Origin of the sequence: Pseudonocardia sp. ICBG162 (genome assembly GCF_020496225.1) — a bacterium.
GTDB classification, from domain to species: Bacteria; Actinomycetota; Actinomycetes; order Mycobacteriales; family Pseudonocardiaceae; genus Pseudonocardia; species Pseudonocardia alni.
Map to the genome: position 1 here is coordinate 585032 of NZ_JAHLJD010000031.1, position 23862 is coordinate 608893.

At 71.2% G+C, this 23862-nt stretch carries 19 protein-coding genes and 1 pseudogene; 4 read left to right on the forward strand and 16 right to left on the reverse strand.

Going from position 1 to position 23862, the window contains the following annotated elements; genetic code table 11:
• Nucleotides 1-35: 35 nt before the first annotated feature.
• On the reverse strand, nt 36-3545 hold the full coding sequence (locus tag KPL60_RS27540) for a DNA-directed RNA polymerase subunit beta (protein ID WP_226353831.1): 3510 nt from the start codon (nt 3543-3545) through the stop codon (nt 36-38).
• A 515-nt stretch (nt 3546-4060) separates the two neighbouring features.
• Between KPL60_RS27540 and KPL60_RS27545 the strand changes: the two genes are divergently transcribed.
• Nucleotides 4061-5032 carry a cyclase family protein gene (locus KPL60_RS27545; RefSeq protein ID WP_062397852.1) on the forward strand — a complete coding sequence of 324 codons (972 nt, stop codon included), beginning with the start codon at nt 4061-4063 and terminating at the stop codon, nt 5030-5032.
• Nucleotides 5032-6714 carry an AMP-binding protein gene (locus KPL60_RS27550; protein WP_226367637.1) on the forward strand — a complete coding sequence of 561 codons (1683 nt, stop codon included), beginning with the start codon at nt 5032-5034 and terminating at the stop codon, nt 6712-6714. Before KPL60_RS27545 ends, KPL60_RS27550 begins: the two co-directional genes overlap by 1 nt.
• Before the next feature lie 66 nt (nt 6715-6780).
• Here KPL60_RS27550 and rplL read toward each other — a convergent pair whose 3' ends face one another.
• The 15 genes and pseudogenes from rplL to KPL60_RS27625 form a co-directional block, all read right to left on the reverse strand.
• Nucleotides 6781-7170: a 50S ribosomal protein L7/L12 gene (gene rplL / locus KPL60_RS27555; protein WP_062397856.1), complete on the reverse strand. Its 390-nt coding sequence runs from the start codon at nt 7168-7170 to the stop codon at nt 6781-6783.
• Between the two features lie 42 nt (nt 7171-7212).
• Nucleotides 7213-7779 carry a 50S ribosomal protein L10 gene (gene rplJ, locus KPL60_RS27560; protein ID WP_226353833.1) on the reverse strand — a complete coding sequence of 189 codons (567 nt, stop codon included), beginning with the start codon at nt 7777-7779 and terminating at the stop codon, nt 7213-7215.
• A gap of 309 nt (nt 7780-8088) precedes the next feature.
• Nucleotides 8089-8877: a nuclear transport factor 2 family protein gene (locus KPL60_RS27565; RefSeq protein WP_226367638.1), complete on the reverse strand. Its 789-nt coding sequence runs from the start codon at nt 8875-8877 to the stop codon at nt 8089-8091.
• Nucleotides 8878-8957: 80 nt separating this feature from the next.
• Complete coding sequence (locus KPL60_RS27570) at nt 8958-9581, reverse strand: hypothetical protein (RefSeq protein WP_178375981.1); 624 nt, start codon at nt 9579-9581, stop codon at nt 8958-8960.
• A 157-nt stretch (nt 9582-9738) separates the two neighbouring features.
• Nucleotides 9739-11031, reverse strand: a complete 1293-nt coding sequence (locus tag KPL60_RS27575; protein ID WP_226367639.1) for an MCE family protein — start codon at nt 11029-11031, stop codon at nt 9739-9741.
• Nucleotides 11028-12341 (reverse strand): MCE family protein, encoded by a 1314-nt coding sequence (locus KPL60_RS27580; RefSeq protein ID WP_226367640.1) that lies wholly within the window; start codon nt 12339-12341, stop codon nt 11028-11030. The genes KPL60_RS27575 and KPL60_RS27580 overlap by 4 nt, the downstream gene beginning before the upstream one ends.
• Nucleotides 12338-13741: an MCE family protein gene (locus KPL60_RS27585; RefSeq protein WP_226367641.1), complete on the reverse strand. Its 1404-nt coding sequence runs from the start codon at nt 13739-13741 to the stop codon at nt 12338-12340. Before KPL60_RS27585 ends, KPL60_RS27580 begins: the two co-directional genes overlap by 4 nt.
• Complete coding sequence (locus KPL60_RS27590) at nt 13741-14706, reverse strand: MCE family protein (RefSeq protein ID WP_226353838.1); 966 nt, start codon at nt 14704-14706, stop codon at nt 13741-13743. Before KPL60_RS27590 ends, KPL60_RS27585 begins: the two co-directional genes overlap by 1 nt.
• 248 nt (nt 14707-14954) lie before the next feature.
• Nucleotides 14955-15941, reverse strand: a pseudogene (locus tag KPL60_RS27595) (MCE family protein); the annotation flags it as partial.
• Between the two features lie 11 nt (nt 15942-15952).
• Nucleotides 15953-17404 (reverse strand): MCE family protein, encoded by a 1452-nt coding sequence (locus KPL60_RS27600; protein WP_226353839.1) that lies wholly within the window; start codon nt 17402-17404, stop codon nt 15953-15955.
• Nucleotides 17401-18243: an ABC transporter permease gene (locus KPL60_RS27605; RefSeq protein ID WP_226353840.1), complete on the reverse strand. Its 843-nt coding sequence runs from the start codon at nt 18241-18243 to the stop codon at nt 17401-17403. Before KPL60_RS27605 ends, KPL60_RS27600 begins: the two co-directional genes overlap by 4 nt.
• A gap of 3 nt (nt 18244-18246) precedes the next feature.
• On the reverse strand, nt 18247-19026 hold the full coding sequence (locus KPL60_RS27610; RefSeq protein WP_226353841.1) for an ABC transporter permease: 780 nt from the start codon (nt 19024-19026) through the stop codon (nt 18247-18249).
• Complete coding sequence (locus KPL60_RS27615; protein ID WP_226353842.1) at nt 19023-20147, reverse strand: ABC transporter ATP-binding protein; 1125 nt, start codon at nt 20145-20147, stop codon at nt 19023-19025. Before KPL60_RS27615 ends, KPL60_RS27610 begins: the two co-directional genes overlap by 4 nt.
• A 308-nt stretch (nt 20148-20455) precedes the next feature.
• Nucleotides 20456-20980 carry a TetR/AcrR family transcriptional regulator gene (locus KPL60_RS27620; protein WP_226353843.1) on the reverse strand — a complete coding sequence of 175 codons (525 nt, stop codon included), beginning with the start codon at nt 20978-20980 and terminating at the stop codon, nt 20456-20458.
• A gap of 119 nt (nt 20981-21099) precedes the next feature.
• Nucleotides 21100-22533 carry an aldehyde dehydrogenase family protein gene (locus KPL60_RS27625; RefSeq protein ID WP_226367642.1) on the reverse strand — a complete coding sequence of 478 codons (1434 nt, stop codon included), beginning with the start codon at nt 22531-22533 and terminating at the stop codon, nt 21100-21102.
• 102 nt (nt 22534-22635) lie between these two features.
• Here KPL60_RS27625 and KPL60_RS27630 point away from each other — a divergent pair, with 102 nt between their 5' ends.
• Together KPL60_RS27630 and KPL60_RS27635 are read left to right on the forward strand one after the other, a co-directional pair.
• Nucleotides 22636-23052, forward strand: a complete 417-nt coding sequence (locus KPL60_RS27630) for an SCP2 sterol-binding domain-containing protein (protein ID WP_226353845.1) — start codon at nt 22636-22638, stop codon at nt 23050-23052.
• On the forward strand, nt 23049-23828 hold the full coding sequence (locus tag KPL60_RS27635) for a coniferyl-alcohol dehydrogenase (protein ID WP_226367643.1): 780 nt from the start codon (nt 23049-23051) through the stop codon (nt 23826-23828). The genes KPL60_RS27630 and KPL60_RS27635 overlap by 4 nt, the downstream gene beginning before the upstream one ends.
• The last annotated feature ends 34 nt before the right edge of the window (nt 23829-23862 follow it).

Sequence of the window (23862 nt, forward strand, 5' to 3'; positions counted from 1 at the left end):
TTTCTTCGTTTAAAGGGCGGCTGGTCGGACGGGGGTCAGTTGACGACGTCGTCGACGGTCATCGACTCCGAGCCCGGGCGGCTGGACAGGTTGATGCCCAGGTTCGCCGCGGCACGCTCGAGGTCCTCGTCGTCGGCGTCCCGCATCTCGATCGCCGCACCGTCGCTGGAGAGCACCTCGACGTTCAGGCAGAGCGACTGCAGCTCCTTGAGGAGCACCTTGAACGACTCGGGGATCCCCGGCTCCGGGATGTTCTCGCCCTTGACGATCGCCTCGTAGACCTTCACGCGGCCCACGACGTCGTCGGACTTGATCGTCAGCAGCTCCTGCAGGGTGTAGGCGGCGCCGTACGCCTGCATCGCCCAGCACTCCATCTCACCGAAGCGCTGGCCACCGAACTGCGCCTTACCGCCCAGCGGCTGCTGGGTGATCATCGAGTAGGGGCCGGTCGACCGGGCGTGGATCTTGTCGTCCACCAGGTGGGCCAGCTTCAGGATGTACATGTAGCCGACCGCGACCGGGAACGGGTACGGCTCACCGGAGCGGCCGTCGAGCAGCTGCGCCTTGCCGTCCGGACCGACCATCCGCTCGCCGTCCCGGTTGGGACGGGTCGAGCCCAGCAGACCCGTGATCTCGTGCTCGCGCGCACCGTCGAACACCGGCGTCGCGGTGTTCGTGTCGGCGGGCACCGAGTAGAGCTCCTCGGGCATCTGCGCCGCCCACTCGGGCGTGCCCTCGATCTCCCAGCCGGACTTGGCGATCCACCCGAGGTGGGTCTCCAGGATCTGGCCGATGTTCATACGACGCGGCACACCGTGGGTGTTCAGGATGATGTCGACCGGCGTGCCGTCCGGGAGGAACGGCATGTCCTCCTGCGGGAGGATCTTGCCGATGACGCCCTTGTTGCCGTGCCGGCCGGCGAGCTTGTCGCCGTCGGAGATCTTGCGCTTCTGGGCCACGTAGACGCGGACCAGCTCGTTGACGCCCGGGGCCAGCTCGTCGTCGTCGTCGCGGGAGAAGACCCGGATGCCGATGACCTTGCCGTTCTCGCCGTGCGGGACCTTCAGCGAGGTGTCGCGGACCTCGCGCGCCTTCTCACCGAAGATCGCGCGGAGCAGGCGCTCCTCCGGGGTCAGCTCGGTCTCGCCCTTGGGCGTGACCTTGCCGACCAGGATGTCGCCGGGCTGGACCTCGGCGCCGATCCGGATGATGCCGCGCTCGTCGAGGTCGGCCAGCACGTCCTCGGAGACGTTCGGGATGTCCCGGGTGATCTCCTCGGCGCCCAGCTTCGTGTCGCGCGCGTCGATCTCGTGCTCCTCGATGTGGATCGAGGTGAGCACGTCGTCCTGCACGAGGCGCTGCGACAGGATGATCGCGTCCTCGTAGTTGTGGCCCTCCCACGGCATGATCGCCACGAGCAGGTTCTTGCCCAGCGCCATCTCACCGTTCTCGGTGCAGGGACCGTCGGCGAGCACCTGGCCCACCTCGACCCGCTGCCCCTCGTCCACGATGGGCTTCTGGTTGTTGCAGGTGCCCTGGTTCGAGCGGCGGAACTTGTTCAGACGGTAGGTCTGACGCTGCCCCTCGTCGTCCATGACGGTGATGTAGTCGGCGCACAGCTCCTCGACGACACCGGCGGACTCGGCGGTGACGACGTCACCGGCGTCGACGGCGGCACGCAGCTCCATGCCGGTACCGACCAGCGGCGACTCCGAGCGCAGCAGCGGCACCGACTGGCGCTGCATGTTCGCGCCCATCAGCGCGCGGTTCGCGTCGTCGTGCTCGAGGAACGGGATCATCGCCGTCGCGACCGACACCATCTGGCGCGGCGAGACGTCGATGTACTCGACGCCCGAGGGCGAGATCAGGTCGACCTCGCCGCCCTTGCGGCGGACCAGGATCCGGTCCTCGGCGAACGAGCCGTCCTCGTTGAGGCGGGCGTTCGCCTGGGCGACGACGAAGCGGTCCTCCTCGTCGGCGGTCAGGTAGTCGATCTGGGAGGTGACGACACCCTCGACGACCTTGCGGTACGGCGTCTCGATGAAGCCGAACGGGTTGACCCGCGCGAAGGACGCCAGCGAGCCGATCAGACCGATGTTCGGACCCTCGGGGGTCTCGATCGGGCACATGCGGCCGTAGTGCGACGGGTGGACGTCGCGGACCTCCATGCCGGCACGCTCACGGGACAGACCGCCCGGGCCGAGCGCCGACAGGCGGCGCTTGTGGGTCAGTCCGGCCAGCGGGTTGTGCTGGTCCATGAACTGCGACAGCTGCGAGGTGCCGAAGAACTCCCGGATCGCGGCCGTGATCGGCCGGGTGTTGATCAGGGTCTGCGGCGTGATCGCCTCGACGTCCTGGGTGGTCATCCGCTCGCGGACGACCCGCTCGGTGCGGGACAGACCGACCCGGACCTGGTTCTGGATCAGCTCGCCGACGGTGCGCAGGCGCCGGTTGCCGAAGTGGTCGATGTCGTCGGTCTCGACCGGGATCTCCCGCGCGGAGTCACCGGAGCCCACGGCCATCGTGGTCTCGCCGGCGTGCAGCCGGACGAGGTACTCGATGGTGGTGGCGACATCCTCCTCGGTCAGCGTGCCGACCGAGTTCTCGATGTCGAGGCCGAGCTTCTTGTTGGCCTTGTAGCGACCGACCTTGGCCATGTCGTAGCGCTTGTCCTTGAAGAACAGGTTCTCCAGGAGCGCCTGGGCCGACTCGCGCGTCGGCGGCTCGCCGGGGCGCAGCTTGCGGTAGATGTCGAGCAGCGCCTCGTCCTGGCCCGCGGTGTTGTCCTTCTCGAGCGTCGTCATGATTGTCTCGGAGAACCCGAAACGCTCACCGATCTGCTCGGCGGTCCACCCCAGGGCCTTCAGCAGCACGGTGACCGGCTGACGGCGCTTGCGGTCGATGCGGACACCGACGGTGTCGCGCTTGTCGACGTCGAACTCCAGCCACGCACCCCGGCTCGGGATGATCTTGACCGAGTAGACGTCCTTCTCGGTCGTCTTGTCGATCGCGTGGTCGAAGTAGACACCCGGCGAACGGACGAGCTGCGACACGACGACGCGCTCGGTGCCGTTGATGATGAAGGTGCCCTTGTCGGTCATCACGGGGAACTCGCCCATGAAGACCGTCTGGGACTTGATCTCACCGGTGGTGTTGTTCGTGAACTCCGCCGTCACGAACAGCGGGGCACCGTAGGTCATGTCCTTGTCCCGGCACTCCTCGACGGAGGCCTTGACCTCGTCGAAGCGCGGGTCGGAGAAGGACAGCGACATCGAGCCCGAGAAGTCCTCGATCGGCGAGATCTCGGTGAGGATCTCCTCCAGACCGCTCACCGGGAGATCGTCACCGGCCTCGATCCGGCGCTGGAACCAGGCCTCGCTGCCGACCAGCCACTCGTACGACTGGATCTGCAGGTCGAGAAGGTCGGGGACCTCCAACGGCTGGGCGATCTTCGCGAAGGTGACCCGGGTGGGTGCGCCGGGGTAGTTCGGGTTCGCCGAAGCGGAGAGGGTCGAGGTGGTCGCGGCGGCGCGGGAGACAGCCAAGATGCGTCCTTCCGAGAACTGCGCTTCTCGTCTGGCGTGCGCCGGTGGCGGGCGCTACCGTCTCCCTCGATCCGATCGGGGTCCCCCCGGATCGAGAAGCCGGTAGCCGGCCACGTCGCACGCCGTCTGTTGTCGGGCGCTGACGGACGAACGAACCCCCGCACCCATATCCGCCGAACCCTCTCCGGCGGCCGACGGATCGGTCCGGAAGTCTTCCCCGGTCATGAGCGCGTGAGCCTGGACGCAGACAGCGCAAAGAATGACTATAGACGCTGCGAGCGCAGCTGTCGAGACAGGTCGCCGATTCCAGCATCCAGGCAACCACCGTTGCCCAAGAGTGACCTGCACGCCGCACCGAGTCAAGTCCCACTTCGTCGACGAGCGGTCATCCTGCCGGGACGACCGGTCCACCGACGCCCGTTCAGGTCGCTCCGCGTGACGGTTGACACGGTGTCGTCGGGGCGCCAACGATCGGTCACAGGTCGGTGACGGCCGGCGGCGACGAAAGGACGACGATGTCCGACAGCACTCCTCCCATGCGCGAGCTCCTCGGTGACGACGCCCCCAGCAACTGGGGCAAGTGGGGTCCCGACGACGAGCTCGGCTGCCTGAACTACCTGGACGCGGGCGAGGTCCTGCGCGGCGTGCAGCACGTCCGGTCCGGCGAGGTGTTCACCCTGCAGATCCACATGGGACGCACCGAGGCGCCGGGCGACCCGCTGTGGCCGGGCCGCGAGGGCATCAAGCGCCAGAACGTCATGGACGAGGGCACCTGGGACTCGGCCGACGCGCCGCAGTTCCCCGGCGGTCTGCACTACGCCGACGACACCGCCCTCATCTTCCTGCAGGGCTCCACGCAGTACGACGCGCTCGGCCACGTCTGGTACGACGGCAAGCTCTGGAACGGCTACGACGCGCGCTCCACCGTCGACGCGATGGACCGGGCCTCGGTGCTGCCGATCGCGGAGAAGGGCGTCGTCGGGCGGGGCGTGCTCATCGACATGGCCCGGCACCGCGGCAAGGAATGGCTCGACAAGGGCGAGACCTTCGACCACACCGACCTCGAGGCCGCCGCGCAGGCACAGGGCGTCACGATCGAGCCGCACGACGTGCTCGTCATCCGCACCGGATGGATGAAGTACTGGTACGAGCTCAACGACCCGGCCACCTTCTACACCGACTTCACCGAGCCCGGGCTCACCTACTCGCGCGAGCTCGTGGAGTGGTTCCAGCGCAAGGAGATCCCGAACCTCGTCACCGACACGATCGCCAACGAGGTGACCAGCGAGCCGCACACCGGCGTCGCGCTCCCGCTGCACTGCGCGCTGATGCGCAACCTCGGCGTCGCCCTCACCGAGATCGCCTGGCTCGACGACCTCGCCGACGCCTGCGCCGCCGACGGACGGTGGAGCTTCCTCTACGCCGCGGCCCCGCTGAAGGTCGTCAACGGCACGGGGGCACCGGTGAACCCGATCGTGATCCGCTGATGTCCTACGCCGACCGCCCCTGGCTGGCCCGCTACGCCGAGGGCCAGCCGCACGACATCACCCCGGACTTCCCGGACGCGCTGTCGATGTTCCGCGCCGCGGTGGCGCGCAACCCCGACGGCGACGCGATCCGCTACTTCGACGGCGCGCTCACCTACCGCGAGCTCGACGAGCTCACCGACGCCTTCGCCGCCGGGCTGCTCGCCGGCGGGTTCACCGCGGGCGAGCGGGTCGCGATGTATCTGCAGAACGTGCCGCAGTTCGTCCTCGGCCTGGTCGGCACCTGGAAGGCCGGCGGCGTCGCGGTGTCGATCAACCCGATGAACCGGGAGCGGGAGCTGGAGCTGCTGCTGCGCGACTCCGGGTCGTCGGTGCTGGTGTGCCTGGAGTCGCTCTACGACGGCGTCGCGCGGACCGTGCTGGCCGGGCAGCCGGGTGTGCGCACCGTGCTCACCACCTCCGAGCGCGAGTTCCAGACCCGCGACGACCCGCGCGCGCTGCCCGACTCCGCGCGGCCGGACCTGTCCGGCGACGACGTCACCGACCTCGGCGCGTTCCTGGAGACGCACCGGGGCAGCACTCCCCCGCCGGTGTCGTTCACCGCAGGCGACACCGCGTTCCTCACCTACACCTCGGGGACCACCGGGCCGCCCAAGGGCGCGATGAACACCCACGGCAACGTCGTCTTCACCAGCCAGGCCTACGCCACCTGGTGCGGCCTCGGCGACGACGAGATCGTCCTCGGCATCGCCCCGCTGTTCCACATCACCGGGCTGATCGCGCACGTGACCCTCGCCCAGTACCTGGCCGCGCCGCTGGTGCTGTTCCACCGGTTCGAGCCGTCGCTGGGCGTCGACGTCATCCGGGAGCACCGGCCGACCCTGACCGTCGGGGCGATCACCGTGTTCATCGCGCTGATGAACGCCCCGAACGCCGACCGGGAGGCGTTCGCGTCGCTGCGCACGATCTGTTCGGGCGGGGCGCCGATCCCGCCGTCGACGGTCACCGCGTTCCACGAGGCGTTCGGGCTGTGGATCCACAACATCTACGGGCTGACCGAGACCACCTCGCCGTCGCACGCGACGCCGATCGGCACGCAGGGGCCGGTGGACTCCGCGTCCGGGGCGCTGTCGGTCGGTGTCCCGATCTACGGCACCGTCGTGCGCATCCTCGACGACGACGGCGCGGAGCTCCCGCCCGGCGAGATCGGGGAGATCTGCACGTCCGGGCCGCAGGTCGTCGCGGGCTACTGGGGCAAGCCCGAGGAGACGGCCCACGCGTTCCCCACCGGGGAACTCGCGCAGCCCGAACTCAGAACGGGGGACGTCGGCTACATGGACGCCGACGGCTGGTTCTACATCGTCGACCGCAAGAAGGACCAGATCAACGCGGGCGGCTACAAGGTGTGGCCGCGCGAGGTGGAGGACGTGCTCTACGAGCACCCGGCGGTGCGGGAGGCCGCGGTGGTCGGCGTCGCCGACGAGTACCGGGGCGAGACGGTGAAGGCGTTCGTGTCGCTGCGGGCGGGCGCCTCGGCCACCCCGGAGGAGCTGATCGCGTTCACCAAGGAGCGGATGGCGGCCTACAAGTACCCGCGGCAGGTGGAGCTGCTCGACGAGGTCCCCAAGACCGTCACGGGCAAGGTGCTGCGCCGCGAGCTGCGGGCCCGCGAGCAGACCTGATCCCGGAGACGACGACGGGGCGCCGACCCGGTGGGTCGGCGCCCCGTCGTGCGAGCGGTGCTCAGGTCACTTGAGCGAGACCTTGGCGCCGGCCTCCTCGAGCTTCGTCTTGGCGGCCTCGGCGGCCTCCTTGGCGACACCCTCGAGCAGCGGCTTCGGCGCGGACTCGACGAGGTCCTTCGCCTCCTTCAGGCCCAGGCCCGAGACGACCTCACGGACGACCTTGATGACCTGGATCTTCTTGTCACCGGCGGCCTCGAGGACGACGTCGAACTCGTCCTTCTCCTCCTCGGCGGGGGCGGCACCGGCGGCGGGGGCACCCGCGGCGGCGACGGCGACCGGGGCGGCCGCGGTGACCTCGAAGGTCTCCTCGAACTTCTTCACGAAGTCCGAGAGCTCGAGCAGGGTGAGCTCCTTGAAGGCGTCGAGCAGCTCGTCGGTGGACAGCTTCGCCATGGTGGCGGTCCTTTCTCTACGAAAGACAGATGGGGGTGGTGATCAGCTCTCGGCGGAGTCGCCGTCGGCCTCGGCCGGAGCGGCGGACTCGCCGGACTCGGCCTTCTTGTCGGCCAGCGCCTGCGCGAGGCGGGCGACCTGCGAGGCCGGGGCGTTGAACAGCCCGGCGGCCTTGGACAGGTTCGCCTTCATCGCGCCGGCCAGCTTGGCCAGCAGGACCTCGCGGGTCTCGAGGTCCGCCAGCTGCTCGACCTCGGCGGTGGACAGGGCGCGCCCGTCCATGTACCCGCCCTTGATCGTCAGACCGGGGTTGTCCTTCGCGAACTGCTTGATCGCCTTCGCGGCCTCGACGGGCTCACCCTTGATGAAGGTGATGGCCGTCGGGCCGGCGAGCAGGTCGTCCAGGCCCTGGACCCCGGCCTCCGCCGCCGCGCGCTTGACCAGGGTGTTCTTCGCGACGCGGAAGTTCGCGCCCGCACCCAGGTCCCGGCGCAGCTGGGTCAGCTTGGCGACGCTGAGCCCGCGGTACTCGGTCACGACCGAGGCGTCCGACTCGCGGAAGCGGTTGGTGATCTCCTCGACCGCTGCGACCTTCTCAGGTGCTGCCATCGCTGCCCTCCTCTCGGGGGTCGGTCTCGTGCACGTGGGACGTGCTTGGGGGTGCCACCGACGCAGTTCCCACTCCGACCCCGGAGACGACGAACGCCCCGTGCGCAGCAGCACGGGGCGTCGGAAGTTCGTGGGGCGCTCGCGCGCCCGGTGTCGCCTCGTCCTCCTGCGCGGGCCGTCCGGACGTTCCCGGAACCTTCGTACGCCCTTCGGGAAGGACGCGGACCTGCGGTCTTCGGTGGATCGGGAGTAACCATACTCCTCGCCGTACCCCCGGTTCACCCGGGGGTACGGCGAGGCGGGACCTGCTCAGGCCGGCGTCATCGCCGAGATCTTCCAGCGGCCGTCGACGAACTGGGCGTCGACCCGCAGCCGGGCCGCCGCGGCGCCCTCCTGCGGGGCGCCGCCGTCGGCCTGGCGGCGGATGACCTGGTTGACGAAGGCGTAGACGGTCGCGCGGTCGCCGTCGATGCTCGCCACGGCGAGCTTCGGGATCGTCGCGGTGACCACGGCCTTCTGCTGCGGGGCCAGGTCCTTCACGCTGTCGAAGATCTTGTCGAACTCCGGCTGGAAGCCCGGGGTGATGACGCCGCGGGCGTCGTCCTCGGCCTGCTGGAGGCGGGCGTAGTCGAAGGAGTAGACCTTCGTGATCGCCTCACCGACCTGCTCGCTGACCTGCGCGGTGGTGCCGACGTCGGTGAGCGCGGTGTTGGACGCCGACCCGGTGAAGGTGGTGCGGTACCACTCGGCGCCGAAGAACGCGGCGGCCGCGACGAGCAGCACCGTGACGGCGAGCAGCAGGCCGGTCGCGCGCCGGGTGGTCGGGGCGGACAGCACCGACCGGCGGCGCGGGGTGCCGTCGGCGTCGGCCGGGGCGCCGTCGGCGTCGTCGGCGGCCGTGCCGGGGGTGTCGGTGCGCCCGGCGTCGCCGGAGCGCACCGGTGCGGCGGACGGGACCGCGTCACCGGAGCGCTCGTCGAGGGCGACACCGCCGGTGCCGGTCTCCTCCTCGTCGGGCTCGTCGGCGCGGGTGCGCGGGCGGCCCGCGACCTGGGGCCTGCGGATGCCGCCCGCGGGGCGGCGGCGGGGGGTGGACATGCGGTGACCTCCTGGGGTGGTCGACCTGGGAGCGGGGCGGTGCGGGGCACCGCCGGGGGGCCGGGGGTCGGGCCGGAGGGTCAGCCCGTACCCGGGGTGACCAGCGGCTCCAGTGCGTCGACCTTCCAGCCGTCGTCGGTGCGGACCATGCCGAGCTCGATGCGCTGGCGGGTCACGGCGGGCTGACCGCCCTCGGGCGTGACGGTCACGTCGACGCCGGCGAGCACCCGGGCGGTCCCGGCGCGCGGGTCGACCTCGGTCACCGCGGCGTCGGTGACGGTCGCGGCGGTGGTGCGCTTCTGGTCGGTGACCAGCTTGGCGTAGGCGTCGCGGTTGGACACGAACTCGTCGCGGACCGACCCGGCCGAGGACTGGATCCACAGGTCCAGGCCCTTCTGGGCGTCCTTGTGGTCCAGGGTGTTCAGGTTGATCACGGCCTGGCGGGCGTCACGGAGCGCCTCGTCGCGGGCCTGCGCGACCTGGGTGGCGTCGCTGTTCAGCGCGAACAGCCACAGGCCGCCCAGCACGAGCGCGAGCACGGCCGCGACGACGGCGGCCACGGGCAGGGCCCTGGCGAGCGGTCCGGGCGGGGCCTGGCCGCCGTCCGGACCGGTGGCAGGCTCCACGGGCGCGGCACCGTCGGGGGTGTCGGCCGTCGGGTCGGCCTTCGTGTCGGCGTCGGAGCCGGCAACGTCGGTGTTCATCGGGGAGCGTTCCTCCTCCCGGCTGCGGGGGCACAGCCGCTCGGCGACCGCACCGGGCGGCCGTGGGCCGGCCGTGGGGGTCCGCGCCGTCCGGCGGACGGCGGTCCCCCGCGGCCGTCGTGCCGGTCGCGCCCCGGACGGGGCGCGACCGTCGTGCTCAACCGCCCAGGATCTGGGCGAAGCTCGTCACCAGGCCCGGCGTCGCGACCCGCTCGGCACGGTCGTCGCCGAGCGACCCGGCGTTCGGCCGCGGGGCCGGTCCGTCGGCGGTGTCGCCGCCGTGGTGACCGTCACCGTGGCCGCCGAACCCCGAGTTGCCGGAGTAGTCCGGCACCTCGAGCGGCTGGGGCCTCGGCACATTCTGCATTCCGCGCACGTTGGTGGGGCTTCCGGGGGGCTCGGTGCAGCGGGCGTCCTCGTTCACCGGTCGCTCGGAGACGTCGAGGCCACCGCGGTTGGGCGTGCCCTCGTAGCCCCGGGTGCAGACCGGCGGGTCGGCGATGTTGACGACCAGGCCGAGGTGCGCGGTCCCGTCGCCGGGCACGACCTTCGGCGCGACGGCCACCAGGCCGGGGTAGGTCACGAGCAGCTGGCGCAGGCCCGCCTGGCGCGGGGCCAGCAGTTCGGTCACCGTCCGCAGGTTCGCGATCGACTCGCCGAGCCCGGGGCCGCTCTCCCGGAGCAGGCCGCTGACCTGGTCGCCCAGGCGCGGGCCGTCGTCGATGATCCGGCGCAGGTCCGGGTCGGACTGCTTGAGCTGCTCGGTGACCTCGCGCAGGCCGCGGCTGAACTCCTGGAACTGCGGGGCCACCTCGTTCTGCGTGGTGAGCACCGGCCGGGCGTCGCGGATCAGCGCGGTCGTCTGCGGCAGCGCGTCGGTGGCGGCCCGGGTGAACTCCCCGGTGGTGTCGAGCAGCTGCTGCAGCGGCTGCGCGGTGCCCTCGAAGCCCTGGCCGAGCTCGCGGACGACGGTCTGCAGCGAGTCCTTCGGCACCGTCGACACGAGCTGGTCCAGCTCGGTCAGGAAGGTGTTGATCTGGACCGGGGTCCGGGTGCGGTCCTGCGGGATGACCGAGCCGGAGGCGAGCGCCTCGCCGCCGTCGGCCACCGGCTGGAGGTCGACGTACTGCTCGCCGATCGGCGAGAGGTTCCCGACAACGGCCCGGGCGTCGGCCGGGATGGACGGCGCGGAGTTCTCGATGTCGAGCTGGACGTCGACGCCGCGGGCGGTCAGCGACAGCTGCCCGACCCGGCCGACGCTCACGCCGCGGTAGGTGACATCGGCGCCGCTGAAGATCCCGCCGGAGTCGGCGAGCTCCACCGTGACCGGGTAGGTCGTCGCGCCGAAGATACGGTCGAGGCCCGCATAGCGGAAGCCCGCGTAGCCGACCGCCACGATGGTGACGAGCACCAGCGCGGTCAGCTGCCAGCGGACGGTCTTGGTGATCACGATCCGCCTCCGAAGAGTCCGCCGAGCAGGCCGCCGCCACCGGAGCCCTGCTCCGGCGTCGGGCTCGGTGCCGGGGTCGCCGACGGTGCCGGGGTGGCCGGCGCGGTGCCCGAGGCGGGCGGCGCCGGCGCGGTGGTGGGCTGCTCGGTCCCGAGCAGCGGCAGCGCGGGCGCACCCGGGACCGCCGGGGCCGGCTGCCGCGGGGTCGCGCCGAGCAGCGGCGTCAGCAGCTGCGCGGTGGGCGGCAGCTGGGCCAGCTGCGTCGGGTCGAGCGGCAGCCCGAGCTGGTTGGAGTTCAGGATGTTGCGCAGGATCGAACCGAGGTCCAGGTCCAGCTTCACGTAGAGGTTGGCGTAGTCACCGGCGACGGCGTCGGTGGCCGCGTCGGTGAACGGGATCGACAGCAGCAGCTGCAGCGAGTCCGGCAGGTTCTGGCCGGAGTCGGCCAGGTTCCGCAGCACCGGGCGCAGCGCCTCCAGATCGGCGAGCAGGTCGTCGCGGGACCGGTTGACGACGTTCGTCGCGACACCGGACAGCCGGTCGAGCGCCTGCAGCATGCCGACCAGCTGCCTGCGCTGGGACTCGAGCTCGCGCAGGCCGGGGCTGATGTTCTGCAGGGCGTTCTCGATCTGCGGGCGACGCTCGGCGAGCGTCGCCGACAGGCGGTTGAGCCCGTCGAGCGCCCGGTTGATGTCGTCCTTGGAGCTGTCGAGCGAGCCGACGAGCCGGTCGAGGTTGTCCAGCAGCGCCCGCACCTGCGGCTCGCGCCCGGACAGCGCGTTGTTCAGCTCGGTGGAGATGGTCCGGATCTGGGCCACGCCGCCGCCGTTGAGCAGCAGCGACAGGGCCCCGAGGACCTCCTCGACCTCGGCCGCGCGCCCGCTGGCCTGCAGCCCGATCTTCCCGCTCCGCGCGAGGTCGCCCTCGGCGGGAACGGTCGGCTGGGACAGCTCGACGAACTTCTCACCGAGCAGCGAGGTCGTGCGGACCCGCGCGGTGGCGTTGGCCGGGAGCTTGACGTCGCGGTTCACCGCGACGGTGACCAGCGCGTTCCACGACCCCGGCTCGACGGCGACGGTCTCGACCGCGCCGACCGGAACGTCACCGACGCGCACGATCGACTGCGGGACGAGGTCGACGACGTCGGCGAACTCGATCTGCACCGAGTACGGGTCGTCGCCCAGGTTCGCGCCACCGGGCAGCGGGATGCCCCGGAGGCCGCCGTCCACCGCGCCGCAGCCGCCCGCGAACAGGGCCACGGCGGTCAGCAGCGCCGACACCCGGCCGACACGGCCGCTGGAGCCGATCACGATCCACCTCCGAACAGGCCGAACAGTCCGCCGCCCCCGCGCTCCTCGGTCTCGGGGACCGGGGTGGGAGTGGCCTGCGGGGCCGTCGTCGTCGACGGCGCCGGGGTGGCCGGGGTGGCCGGGGCGCCGGTGGCACCCGGTGCGGGCTGCCCACCGGGGGCGGGAGCCTGCGGGTCGGCCGGGGCTCGCAGCTGCGAGCCCGGGTCGGTCAGCGACAGCGGCGAGCCCGGCATCAGCTGGGGCACCGCCGGGTTGACCCCGGAGCCGCCGGCCTGGAGCTGCTCGAGCACCTGCTGCGGGGTCGGCAGCGGCACGGCGCCGTCGAGGATCGGGGCCAGGCCGTCGCACAGCGCGGCGGTGGGCTGGTCCAGGCCACCCGGGATCTGGCCCGCGCCGCGGCGGAGGATCTCGCAGATCGCGACCGGCAGCGGGTAGGCCAGCTCGTTGATGTTGGCCCGGGTGTCGAGGGTCTCGGAGGAACCGTTGTAGATGTTGGTGAGGTTGTTCAGCGCGGCCGGGGCGACGTCGGCGATCTCGGACAGCGCCCGCTGGTGGTCGACGACCTCCTGCGAGACGCTCGCGAGCTTGTCCACGTTCGACCGCAGCGTCGACCGGTTGTCCCGCACGAAGTCCGCGACCTCGCCGAGCGCGTAGGACAGCTGGTTCAGCGCCCCGCCGAGCTCGCCGCGCTGGCTCGCGAGGAAGCCGGTCACGTCGGCCAGCTTCCCGTTGAGCTCGCGGATGCCGGGGTCGTTCTCCCGCAGCGTCCCGACGAACTTCTGCAGCTCGGTGATGGTGCCGAACAGGTCACCGCTGGATCCGTTCAGCGTCGCCGAGAGCCCACCCAGGTTGCGGATGGTGTCGTTGAGCGCGCGGCCGTTGCCGTCGAGGTTCTTCGCGGTGACGTCCAGGACGTCGTTGAGCGCGCCGTCCTTGTTCGCCCCCTGCGGGCCGAGGGCCCGGGAGAGCTCGGTCGCGGTCCGGGTGAGGTCGTCGACGCCGAGCGGGAACGCGGTGCGCTCCAGCGGGATCGGCTCGCCGTTCCACTCCGGTCCGCCGGTCCACACCGGGGTCAGCTGCACGTAGCGGCCGGTGACCAGGCTCGGCGAGACGACGGCGGCCTTGACGTCGGCGGGCAGGCGCACCTCGTCGTCGGTGATGGTCATGTCGACCCGCACCCGGTCGCCCTCCGGCGTGATCCGGTCGATCTTGCCGACCGGGACGCCGAGCACCCGCACGTCGTTGTCCTGGAACAGCGCGGCGGAGCTGGTGAAGTAGGCGGTGACCTGACGGCCGCCGCCGGAGGTGATCAGCCAGATCGCGCTCGCCACCAGGACGGCGACGACGGCGATCAGGGCACCGAACTGGATCTGGCGCCGGTCGTTGGCCCAGGACCCCATCAGCAGTCACCCCCGAGCGGCACGACCGGCGGCAGCAGGCCGCACAGGTAGTTGTCGAACCAACGGCCGTTGCCGAGGGCGTTGCCGAACACGCGGACGAACACCGCTTCCTTGTCGAGGATCTCGCCGAGGTTGTCGCGGTTCTCCTCGAGCACCGCCAGCACGCGGTCGAGGGTCTCCAGAGCCGGGCGCAGCTGCGCCTGGTTGTCGGCGACGAGGCCGCGCAGCTGGATCGACAGGCGCTGCACGCCGTCGAGCAGGTTCGCGATCGCGTCCTTGCGGCGCTGCAGCTCACCGAGCAGCAGGTTGCCGTCGTTCACCAGCTTCACGACGTCGCCGCGGCGGTCGGCCAGCGTGGTCGACAGCTGCCGGGTGTTGGCGAGCAGCTTCTTCAGCTCGCCGTCGCGGCTGGAGATCGTGTTCGACAGGCGGGACAGCCCGTCCAGGGCCCCGCGGATCTCCGGCGGGGTGTCGCGGAAGGTGTCCGAGAGCGTGGTCAGGCTCGACGCGAGCTGCGTGGTGTCGAGCTGGTCGATCGTGCCGGAGAGGCCGTTGAAGGCGTCGACGACGTCGAACGGGGACTTGGTCCGGTCCCGGCCGATCGGCTCGTCGGGGTTCTGCTCGCCGTCGCCGCGCGGGTCGAGGGCGAGGAACTTGGAGCCGAGCAGCGTCGCGATCTCGATCGACGCCGTGGTCCGGTTGCCGACCCAGGCGTCCTCGACGGTGAACTCGACCTTCACGTGGTCGCCGTCGAGGGAGACCTTCTGCACCCGGCCCGCCTCGACGCCGGCCACGGTGACGCGGTCGTTGGCCTGCAGGCCCGCCGCCTCGGGGAACTCCGCGGTGTAGCGGGTGGCCCCGGAGAAGATCGCCTCGTAGTTGAACGCGGCCAGTGTCAGCGCCGCGATCAGCACGAGTCCGATCACCGCCGTCAGGACGGGGCGCTTCTGCCCTGCCTGTGCCATCAGTTGCCTCCCGGCTGCAGCGCTGCGGTCGGGTCGCTGCTGGAGTCGACCGGGCCACGGCCGGCCGCCTGGTCCAGCAGGCCGCCGACCGACTCGGTGGTCGGCTCACGCATCAACGGGTTGTCCTGGGCGCGGTTGTCCGCGGGGTCGCCGGGCTGCGAGCCGTCGGTCGGGACGGTGTTGCCGGCCCCGATCCCGGACGGGTCCGCGCCGCAGCGCCGCTCGGGGTTGCGGATCGGGCCGATGCCCAGCTGCTCCAGCGAGGTCGGCGGCAGGATCGGCGAGATGCCGATCTGGCCGTCGAGGCCGCAGAGGTAGAAGTTGAACCAGCTGCCGTAGGAGCCGACGCGGGCGATCCGGTTCAGCTTGAACGGCGTGTACTGCAGGAACCGCTCGATCGCGGGGCGGCCCTGGTCGAGCTGGGTCGCGAGGTCCCCGAGGTTGCGGATGTCGTCGCGCAGCGGCGGGCGGGCGTCCTCCAGGAACGACCCGGTGACCTGGGTCAGCTCGCCGATGGACTGGATGGCGTTGCCGATGGGCTCGCGGTCCTGGGCCAGCCCGGACACCAGCGCCTGCAGCGAGCTGATCAGCTCGTTGAGGCCCTCGTCGTTGCGGTTGACGGTGTCGAGCGTCAGGTTCAGGTTGTCGATGACCTGGCCGATGACCTGGTCGCGGTCGGCGATCGAGTTGGTCAGCGACGACGTCGAGGCCAGCAGGCTCTGCACCGTGCCGCCCTCGCCCTGCAGGACCTGGACGATCTCCATCGACAGCTTGTTGATCTGGTCCGGGTCGAGGCCCTGGAACAGCGGCTGGAAGCCGTTGAACAGCACGGTCAGGTTGACCGCGGGGCGGGTCCGGTCGATCGGGATCTGGCCGCCGGCGGGGAGGTCCTGCCCGGTCGGGCCCGCGCCCTGGTCCAGCGCCATGTACCGCTGGCCGATGAGGTTCTTGTACTTCAGGGTCGCGCTGACCGTCGCCGGCAGCGGGGTGGACGAGTCGACGTCGAACGCCACCTCGGCGACCCGCTGGTCGACGATGCGGACGTCCTTGATCGACCCGACGACGACGCCGGCGATGCGGACGTCGTCGCCGGCCAGCAGGCCGGTCGCGTCGGTGAACCGGGCGGTGTACTCGGTGACCTGGCCGCCGCGGGCGTTCGCGATGGTCAGGCCGAGCAGCGTGGTGCCCATCGCCGTGATCAGCGCGAAGACCAGGAACTTGACCAGCGCCGAGATCGGGAGCCTGCTCACGTCAGCGTCACCTCCGTGCCGCGCAGGAGCGGGCCGACCATCGTGCTGCTCCAGGCCGGCACGGCCTGCGGGGAGCCGCCCTGGTGGGCGGCCAGCAGCTGCGCGACGACCTCCTGCTCACCGGCGGAGTTCGCGACGCCCATGTCGACCGAGCCGCTCTGGTGCGCCCCCTCGTAGGACGACGGCTGGATGCCCACCTGGCCGAGCGTGGTGGTCAGCGGGGGCAGCACGCCCGCGCCGTTCTGCGCGCTCTGGTCCTGGATCAGGCCGAAGCTGTTCGTGCCGTCGTAGGTGCCGAAGGTGTCGACCCCGAAGTCCTCGGGGTTGCCCATCGGCTGCCCGGCCGGGGCCGGGCCGGGGACGGAGCCGTCGCGGAACGGGCCGTCCGGCGGGTACTGGGTGCCGGTCGGCACCGGGATCGGGTAGCAGCGCGGGCCGCGGTCGTCGCCGTAGCGCGGCTCGTCCTGGTTGGGCAGGTACTTGCCCTTGCTCGCCACGATCTCGAGGGTGATGTTGACGCCCACCCGGTCGGTGCCCGGCCGGATCGCGTCGTTGATCTTCGGGATCAGCTCGACGAGCTGGCGGGTCAGGCAGGGGAACTCGGGCGAGTAGCGCGCGAGCGTCTCCAGCGTCGGCCGGCTGGCCGCCGACAGCCCGATGATGTTCTCGCCGTTCGCGTCGAGGAAGGCCCGCAGGTCGTCCGACGCGCCGGTGATGGAGCGGTAGAGGTTCCGCAGCCCCTCGCGCTTCTCGACGATCGTGCGGCTGGTGACCGTCAGGTTGTCGAGCGCGTCGAGCAGGTCCGGCGCCGCCTGGTTCAGGTTGTCGGAGAACGTCGCCAGCTGGCGGATGTCCTCCTGCAGGTCGGGCACGGCCGGGTTGAGGCCCTCGACCAGCGTGTTGAGCTGGGTGAGGGTCTCGCCGAGCTGGTTGCCGCGGCCCTGCAGGGCCTGGGAGAGCGAGCCGAGGGTGGTCGCGAGGTCCTGCGGGCGGACGGTCTGCAGCAGCGGCAGGAGCTCGTCGAGCACGCGCTCGACCTCCAGCGCGGCCTTGCTGCGGTCCTCGGGGATGACGTCGCCCGCGGCGAGCCGGGCCGTCGACGGCGCGGCCGGCGGGACGAGCGAGACGAACTTCTCGCCGAACAGCGTCTTGGGGAGCAGCTGCGCGGTGACGTTCTCGGGGATCTGGTCGAGGTACTGCGGGTCCATCGACATCTCGATGCTGGTGTCGGTGCCGTTCGAGACGACCTTGTCGACCTGCCCGACGATCAGGCCGTTGACCTTGACGTCGGAGCGCTCCTGCATCTGGGTGCCGACCCGGGCCACGTTCAGCGTGACCGGGACGCCGGAGGAGAACACCCCCGAGTACTGGGCGACGGCCAGGCCGAGCAGGACGACGATGACCGTGACGAAGGCCAGGCCCTGCAGCACACGCTTGGTGGACCTCATCCGGCCACCCGCACCGAGGTCGAGGTGCCGAACATGACGAGGGTGAGGAAGAAGTCGAGGACCGCGGTGCTGACGATCGACAGCCGCACCGCCCGCCCGACCGCGACGCCGACGCCGGCCGGTCCGCCCTTGGCGGAGTAGCCGTAGTGGCAGTGGATCAGGATGATCACCGTCGCGAACACGATCACTTTGAGATAGGACAGCAGTACGTCACTGACCGGCAGGAACAGGTCGAAGTAGTGGTCGTACGTGCCACCCGGCAGGCCGTTGATCAGCGTGACGTTGATCCGCGAGGCGGCGTAGCTGGCGAGCAGGCCGAGCGTGTAGATCGGGATGATCGCGACGATGCCGGCGACCACCCGGGTGGTGACCAGGTAGGGCACCGAGGGCACGGCCATGACCTCGAGGGCGTCGATCTCCTCGGAGATCCGCATCGCGCCGAGCTGGGCGGTGAACCCCGCGCCGAGGGTCGCGGTCAGCGCCGAGGCGGCGACCAGCGGGGCGATCGAGCGGGTGTTGAAGTAGGCGGTGATGAAGCCGGTCAGCGCCTCGACTCCCAGGGCGTCGAGGGCCCGGAAGCCCTGCAGGCCGACCAGCGAGCCGACGAACAGCGACAGCGACGCCATGACGCCGACGGTCCCGAGGATGACGATCAGCGCGCCGGACCCGAAGGACACCTCGGCGAGCAGCCGGGCGACCTCCTTCTTGTAGCGGGTCAGCGTCTTCGGGATCCAGAGGATCGACCGGATGTAGAGCGAGAGCTGGTCGCCCAGCTCCTCGAGCTGGTTCAGCGGCGCCTGCGCGGCCCGCCGGGCACGTGTTCCGAGTGGGGTTGCCATGGATCAGAAGCCCTTCGGCGGGACGAGCTCGAGGTACAGGGCGGTGAGCACGAGGTTGATCAGGAAGACCAGGACGAAGGAGATGACGACGGCCTGGTTCACCGCGTCGCCGACGCCCTTGGCGCCGGGGGGCGGGTTCAGCCCGCGGAAGGCGGCGACGACGCCCGCGACGATGCCGAACAGGAAGGCCTTCATCTCCGACACGACGATGTCGCTGACCTGCGCGATCGCCGAGAAGCTGGAGATGTAGGCGCCGGGCGAGCCGCCCTGGATGATCACGTTGAAGAAGTAGCCGCCGGCGACGCCGACGCAGGTGGCGAGGCCGTTCAGGACGACGGCGGTGATGCCCATCGCGAGCACCCGTGGGACGACGAGGCGCTGGATCGGCGAGATGCCGAGCACCTCCATCGCCGCGATCTCCTCGCGGATGGTCCGCGCGCCCAGGTCCGCACAGACGGCGCTCCCGCCCGCCCCGGAGATCAGCAGCGCGGTGACGATCGGCGCGGCCTGCTGGACGATCGCGAGGACCGCGCCGGCGCCGGTCTGGGACTGGGCGCCGAACTGGCGGGTCAGCTCACCGAGCAGCAGCGCGATCGTCGCACCGAAGGGGATGGTGAACAGTGCGGTCGGCAGCGCCGAGACCTTGGTGACGAACCAGGTCTGCTCGACGAGCTCGCGCCACTGGAACGGCCGGCGCAGTCCCTGGCGGCCGATCTCGGCGAACAGGCCGAAGAACTTGCCGACCGGGGTGAGCGCCCGCGTGACGGGGCTGGGGGTGCTCACCGCTCACCGCCGGAGAGCTGGTGACGGCCGCCCGGGTCGGGGGTGTCGTCGGTGATGCGCGGGTGGATGTCGGTGGGACGGTCATCGCTCACCGTCGCGCCGCTGCGGGCCATCTGACGGGTGGTGCCGTCCTGCGACGGGCCGCCCGCCTGCGCGTCGCTGTCGGCGTACTGCTCCCGGATCGCCTCCTGCGCCGACTCGGGAAGCTCGTGCATCATCTCCTGGACCCGCTCACGGCGGCGATGCACGGCCTGCCGGTCGGGCATCCCGGTCGAGGCGACGAGCTGGGGCTTCATCGGCGGGCGGCCCTCGAGCTCGCCGGCCTCCTCCATCTCGCGGGCGGCCTGGGCGGCGTCCTTCTCCTCCGACATCCCGATCGGCCCCTCGCGACGCCCGTTGAGGAACTGGGCGACGACGGGCTCGTCGGAGGTCAGCAGGACCTCGCGGGGGCCGAACATGGCCAGGTGCTTGCGGTAGAGCAGCCCGATGTTGTCCGGGACCGTCTGCGCCGAGTTGATGTCGTGGGTGACGATCAGGAACGTCGAGTCCGTCATCGCGTTCAGATCGATGATCAGCTGGTTCAGGTACGCCGTCCGCACCGGGTCCAGACCCGAGTCCGGCTCGTCGAACAGAATGATCTTCGGATCCAGCACCAACGCCCGCGCCAACCCCGCACGCTTACGCATACCACCCGAGATCTCACCCGGCAGCTTGCCCTCGGCACCGACCAGACCGACCATGTCGATCTTCTCCATGACGATGTCGCGGATCGCCGACTCCGACTTGCGCGTGTGCTCCCGCAACGGGAACGCGATGTTGTCGAACAGGTTCATCGACCCGAACAACGCACCGTCCTGGAACAACACCCCGAACAGCTTCCGGATCTCGTACAGCTCGGACTCCGAGCACTTGCACAGGTCGACGCCCTCGATCACGATCGACCCCCGCTCCGGCTTGAGCAGCCCGATCAGGGACTTCAGGAACACCGACTTACCGGTACCCGACGGCCCGAGCAGCACCGACACCTCGCCCGCGGGCAGCGTCAGGGTCACGTCCGACCAGATGTTGGCCCGACCGAAGGACTTCGTCAGTCCCTCGACCTTCACCTCGACACCGGTCACGTGTCGCCTCCTCGCGCAATAGACCGACGAACCGCACCGGGGCCCGGGAACGCTGGGGAGCGGGGGCCAGTCGTCGGTGCTGAACGGAACAACGAGTCTGCGCGTCAGGGGTTACTGGCGGGTCGGCGGGGTCGGCGATCGGCGACCATGCCGTAATCTACGTTATGGTTACCGTGGGTTACAGATCACCGCGCAATGTTGCGGACCGTGGGTAACAGTGCTCCCGGCCGGGTATCAGGGCTGGTCCGAACGGCCCGATTGCCGTTGTACGACCGAGTCGGCGACCACGCCCCCACCCGCCCGGAGGATCACCCGATCGGCGGCGTCACGTGCGGGGCGTGCGACAGGATGAGGCGCTGGTAGTCGTCGAACAGGGCACGCAGGAGATCGCGGTCGCGGGGGTCGCAGGTCTGCTGGTAGCCGGCCATCAGCGAGATGCCGAAGACGGCGAGCCTGCGGGCGTCGTCCGGGTCGGGCACGACGTCGGCCACCACCTGCTCCAGCGCGATCCGGCGCTGCACGTCCACCCGCGCCTGGGCGCGGCCGACCTCGGGGTCGATCTGGGCCCAGGCCCGGATAGCGGCCTCGGCGTCGTGCCGCAGGGCCACCGTGAGCTGCTTGACCACGTCGATGCGCTCGACCGGGTCCGCGGTCGCCCGGGCCAGCTCGACGATCCGGTCGGTCTGCTCGGCCTCCCAGTAGCGCAGCAGTCCGCGGACGAAGCCCGCCCAGCCGCCGAAGTGGTGGTAGAACGACCCGCTGGTCACGCCGAGCGACCGGCACAACGGACCGATCTTGAGCCCGGCCGCGCCCTCGCGCGCGAGGATCGACATCGCAGCGTCGTAGTACTGCTCGGCAGCGATCTGCCGACCCGCTCTCCTGGCCACCCCGCCCGCCCCCTCTCCACGACCCGTGCCGACCCACCAGGGTGCCACGCCGGACGCGTGTCCGATCAGAAGATCCTGCGCAGCAGGCGTTCGGTCCGCCCGTCGTAGGGCGGGTAGACGATGCCGGGGTCGGGCCGGGCAGGCTTGCGCAACACCGCCCGCCGGTGCGAGAAGGTCTCGAACCCGAACCGCCCGTGGTAGGCCCCGGAGCCGCTGCGCCCCACTCCCCCGAAGGGCAGCTGGGGCACCAGCACGTGGAACATCAGGTGGTTGACGACGGTCGCCCCGGCGGGGACCTCGCGGGTGACCCGCTCCGCGGTGCGCGACGAGCCGGTGAACACGTAGGCGGCCAGGGGCTTCGGACCGGCGTTGACGTGCGCGATCGCGGCGTCGACACCGTCGACGGTCAGCACCGGCAGGATCGGGCCGAAGATCTCCTCGGTCATCAGCCGGGACCCCGGCCGCGGGTCGAGCACGACCGTCGGCTCCCCGGTGCGGGTCTCCGGGTCGATCGTCCCGCCGGCCACCACGGTGCCCCCGTGGTCGTCGGCGAGCAGGCCCGCGAGCCGCGCCGCCTGCCGGGCGTCGACGATCCGCACGCCCCCGCCCGCGCCGCCGCGCATCCGCGCGGTCTCGGCGACCAGCCGCTCGACCAGCTCGTCGCGGACGGCGGAGTCGACGAGCAGGTAGTCCGGGGCGACGCAGGTCTGGCCGGAGTTCATGAGCTTGGTCCAGGCGATCCGGCGCGCGGCGACCTCGACGTCGGCATCCGCGGCGACGATCACCGGGCTCTTCCCGCCCAGCTCGAGCGTGACCGGGGTCAGGTGCGGCGCCGCGGCGGCCATCACCTTCGCCCCGACCTCCGGGCTGCCGGTGAAGAACGCGTGGTCCAGGCCCTGGGCGAGCAGCTCCTGGGTCTCCCCCGGCCCTCCGGTGACGACGGCGACGGCGTCCGGGTCGGTGTAGCGCGGCAGCAGCCGGGCGAGCACCTCCGCGGTCGCGGGCGCGTACTCCGAGGGCTTCACCACGGCACAGTTCCCGGCCGCGAACGCGGCCACCAGCGGCGCGAGCGTGAGGTACGCCGGGTAGTTCCACGGCCCGATGACCAGCACGACCCCGAGCGGCTCGTGCACCCAGCGCGCCGACCCCGGCTGCACCGACAGCGGCAGGCCGACCCGGTGCGGGCGCATCCAGCGGCGCAGGTGCCTCCGGGCGTGGCGGGACTCCGCGACGGTCGGGGCCAGGTCGGCCATCCAGGCGTCGACGCGGGGACGGCCGAGGTCGGCGGCGAGGGCCGCGACGAACTCGTCCTCGGCCTCGGTGAGCATCCGCTCGAGACCGCTCAGCTGGCGCAGCCGCCAGCTCCGGTCGCGGGTACGGCCACCACGGAACGTGGTCCGCAGGCGGGCGACCTGCTCGCGGACGCTCGTGCCGTCGGAGGCGTCGTCGGAGGCGTCGTCGGTGGCCCCGGTGGGCTCCCCGGTCCTGGTCACGGTCATCGCCGGCACTCCACGTCGTCGGGGTCGGGTACTTTCGCAGTAACGTAATCTACGTTACGTTCGGGTGGCAAGGACGCGCACACACGACGACGTGGAGGAACCGTGCCCGGATTCGCCGACGAGGACGAGCTGTACCGCTACATCGGTGGCATCTTCGAGACCGCACTGGCCGACCCCGAGCTGGAGCCCAAGCTCCGCGGCACCGGCCTGGTCCTGCGCCAGCAGTGCACCGACCCCGACTCCGCGCTGATCATCGACCTGCCCGGGGCCAAGGTCTGGAAGGGCTCCGACGACGGCGCCCCCGAGCCGCAGGCCACGATGACCATGTCCACCGAGACCGCGAACGCCTACTGGCAGGGCACGGTCAACCTGACCTTCGCCATGGCCAAGGGCAAGGTGAAGGTCGACGGCACGGTCACCAAGCTCCTGCAGCTCGCGCCGCTGTCCAAGCGCCTGTTCCCGGCCTACGTCGAGCGTCTCAAGGCCGACGGCCGCGAGGACCTCCTGGTCACCAAGTGAGCCGCCGGGTACTGGTGACCGGTGCCGCGTCCGGGATCGGCGCCGAGGTCGCGCGCCGGTTCGTCGACGCCGGCGACGAGGTCGTCTCGCTGGACCTGAAGGACACCCCCGTCGGCGTCGCGCGGCACGTGCACTGCGACCTGTCCGACGTCGCGTCGATCGACGCCGCCGTCGCCGCCCTCGACGGGGAGTTCGACGCCCTCTGCAACGTGGCCGGGGTGCCCGGCACCGCGCCCGCGGAGCTCGTGCTGCGGGTGAACCTGCTCGGGCTCCGTCACCTGACCGAGTCGGTCGTCGAGCGGATCCGCCCCGGTGGCGCGATCGTGAACGTCGCCTCCATCGCCGGCTACGCCTGGGCGGGTCGGCTGGCGGCGCTGCGCGAGCTGCTCGCTACCGACACCGTCGACGAGGGGCTCGCCTGGTTCGCCGAGCACCCGCAGGCGGGCAACACCTACAACTTCTCGAAGGAGGCCCTGATCGTCTACACGATGCTCATGGCCCCCGTGTTCGGCGAGAACGGGGTGCGGATGAACGCCGTCTGCCCCGGGCCGGTCGAGACGCCCATCCTCGGCGACTTCGAGGAGTCGATGGGCAAGGAGAACCTCGACGCGCTCGCCGCGTTCCTCGGCAGGCACGCGGCCCCCGCCGACATCGCCGGACCGGTGCTGTTCCTGGCCGGCCCGAAGTCCGCCTGGATCAACGGGCACGCGCTCGTCGCCGACGGCGGCATCAGCGGTGCCGTGCTGACGGGCATGATCCCCCCACCCGAGATCTGATCCGGTTCCGACGACGCAACCGCGAGGAGGCAAC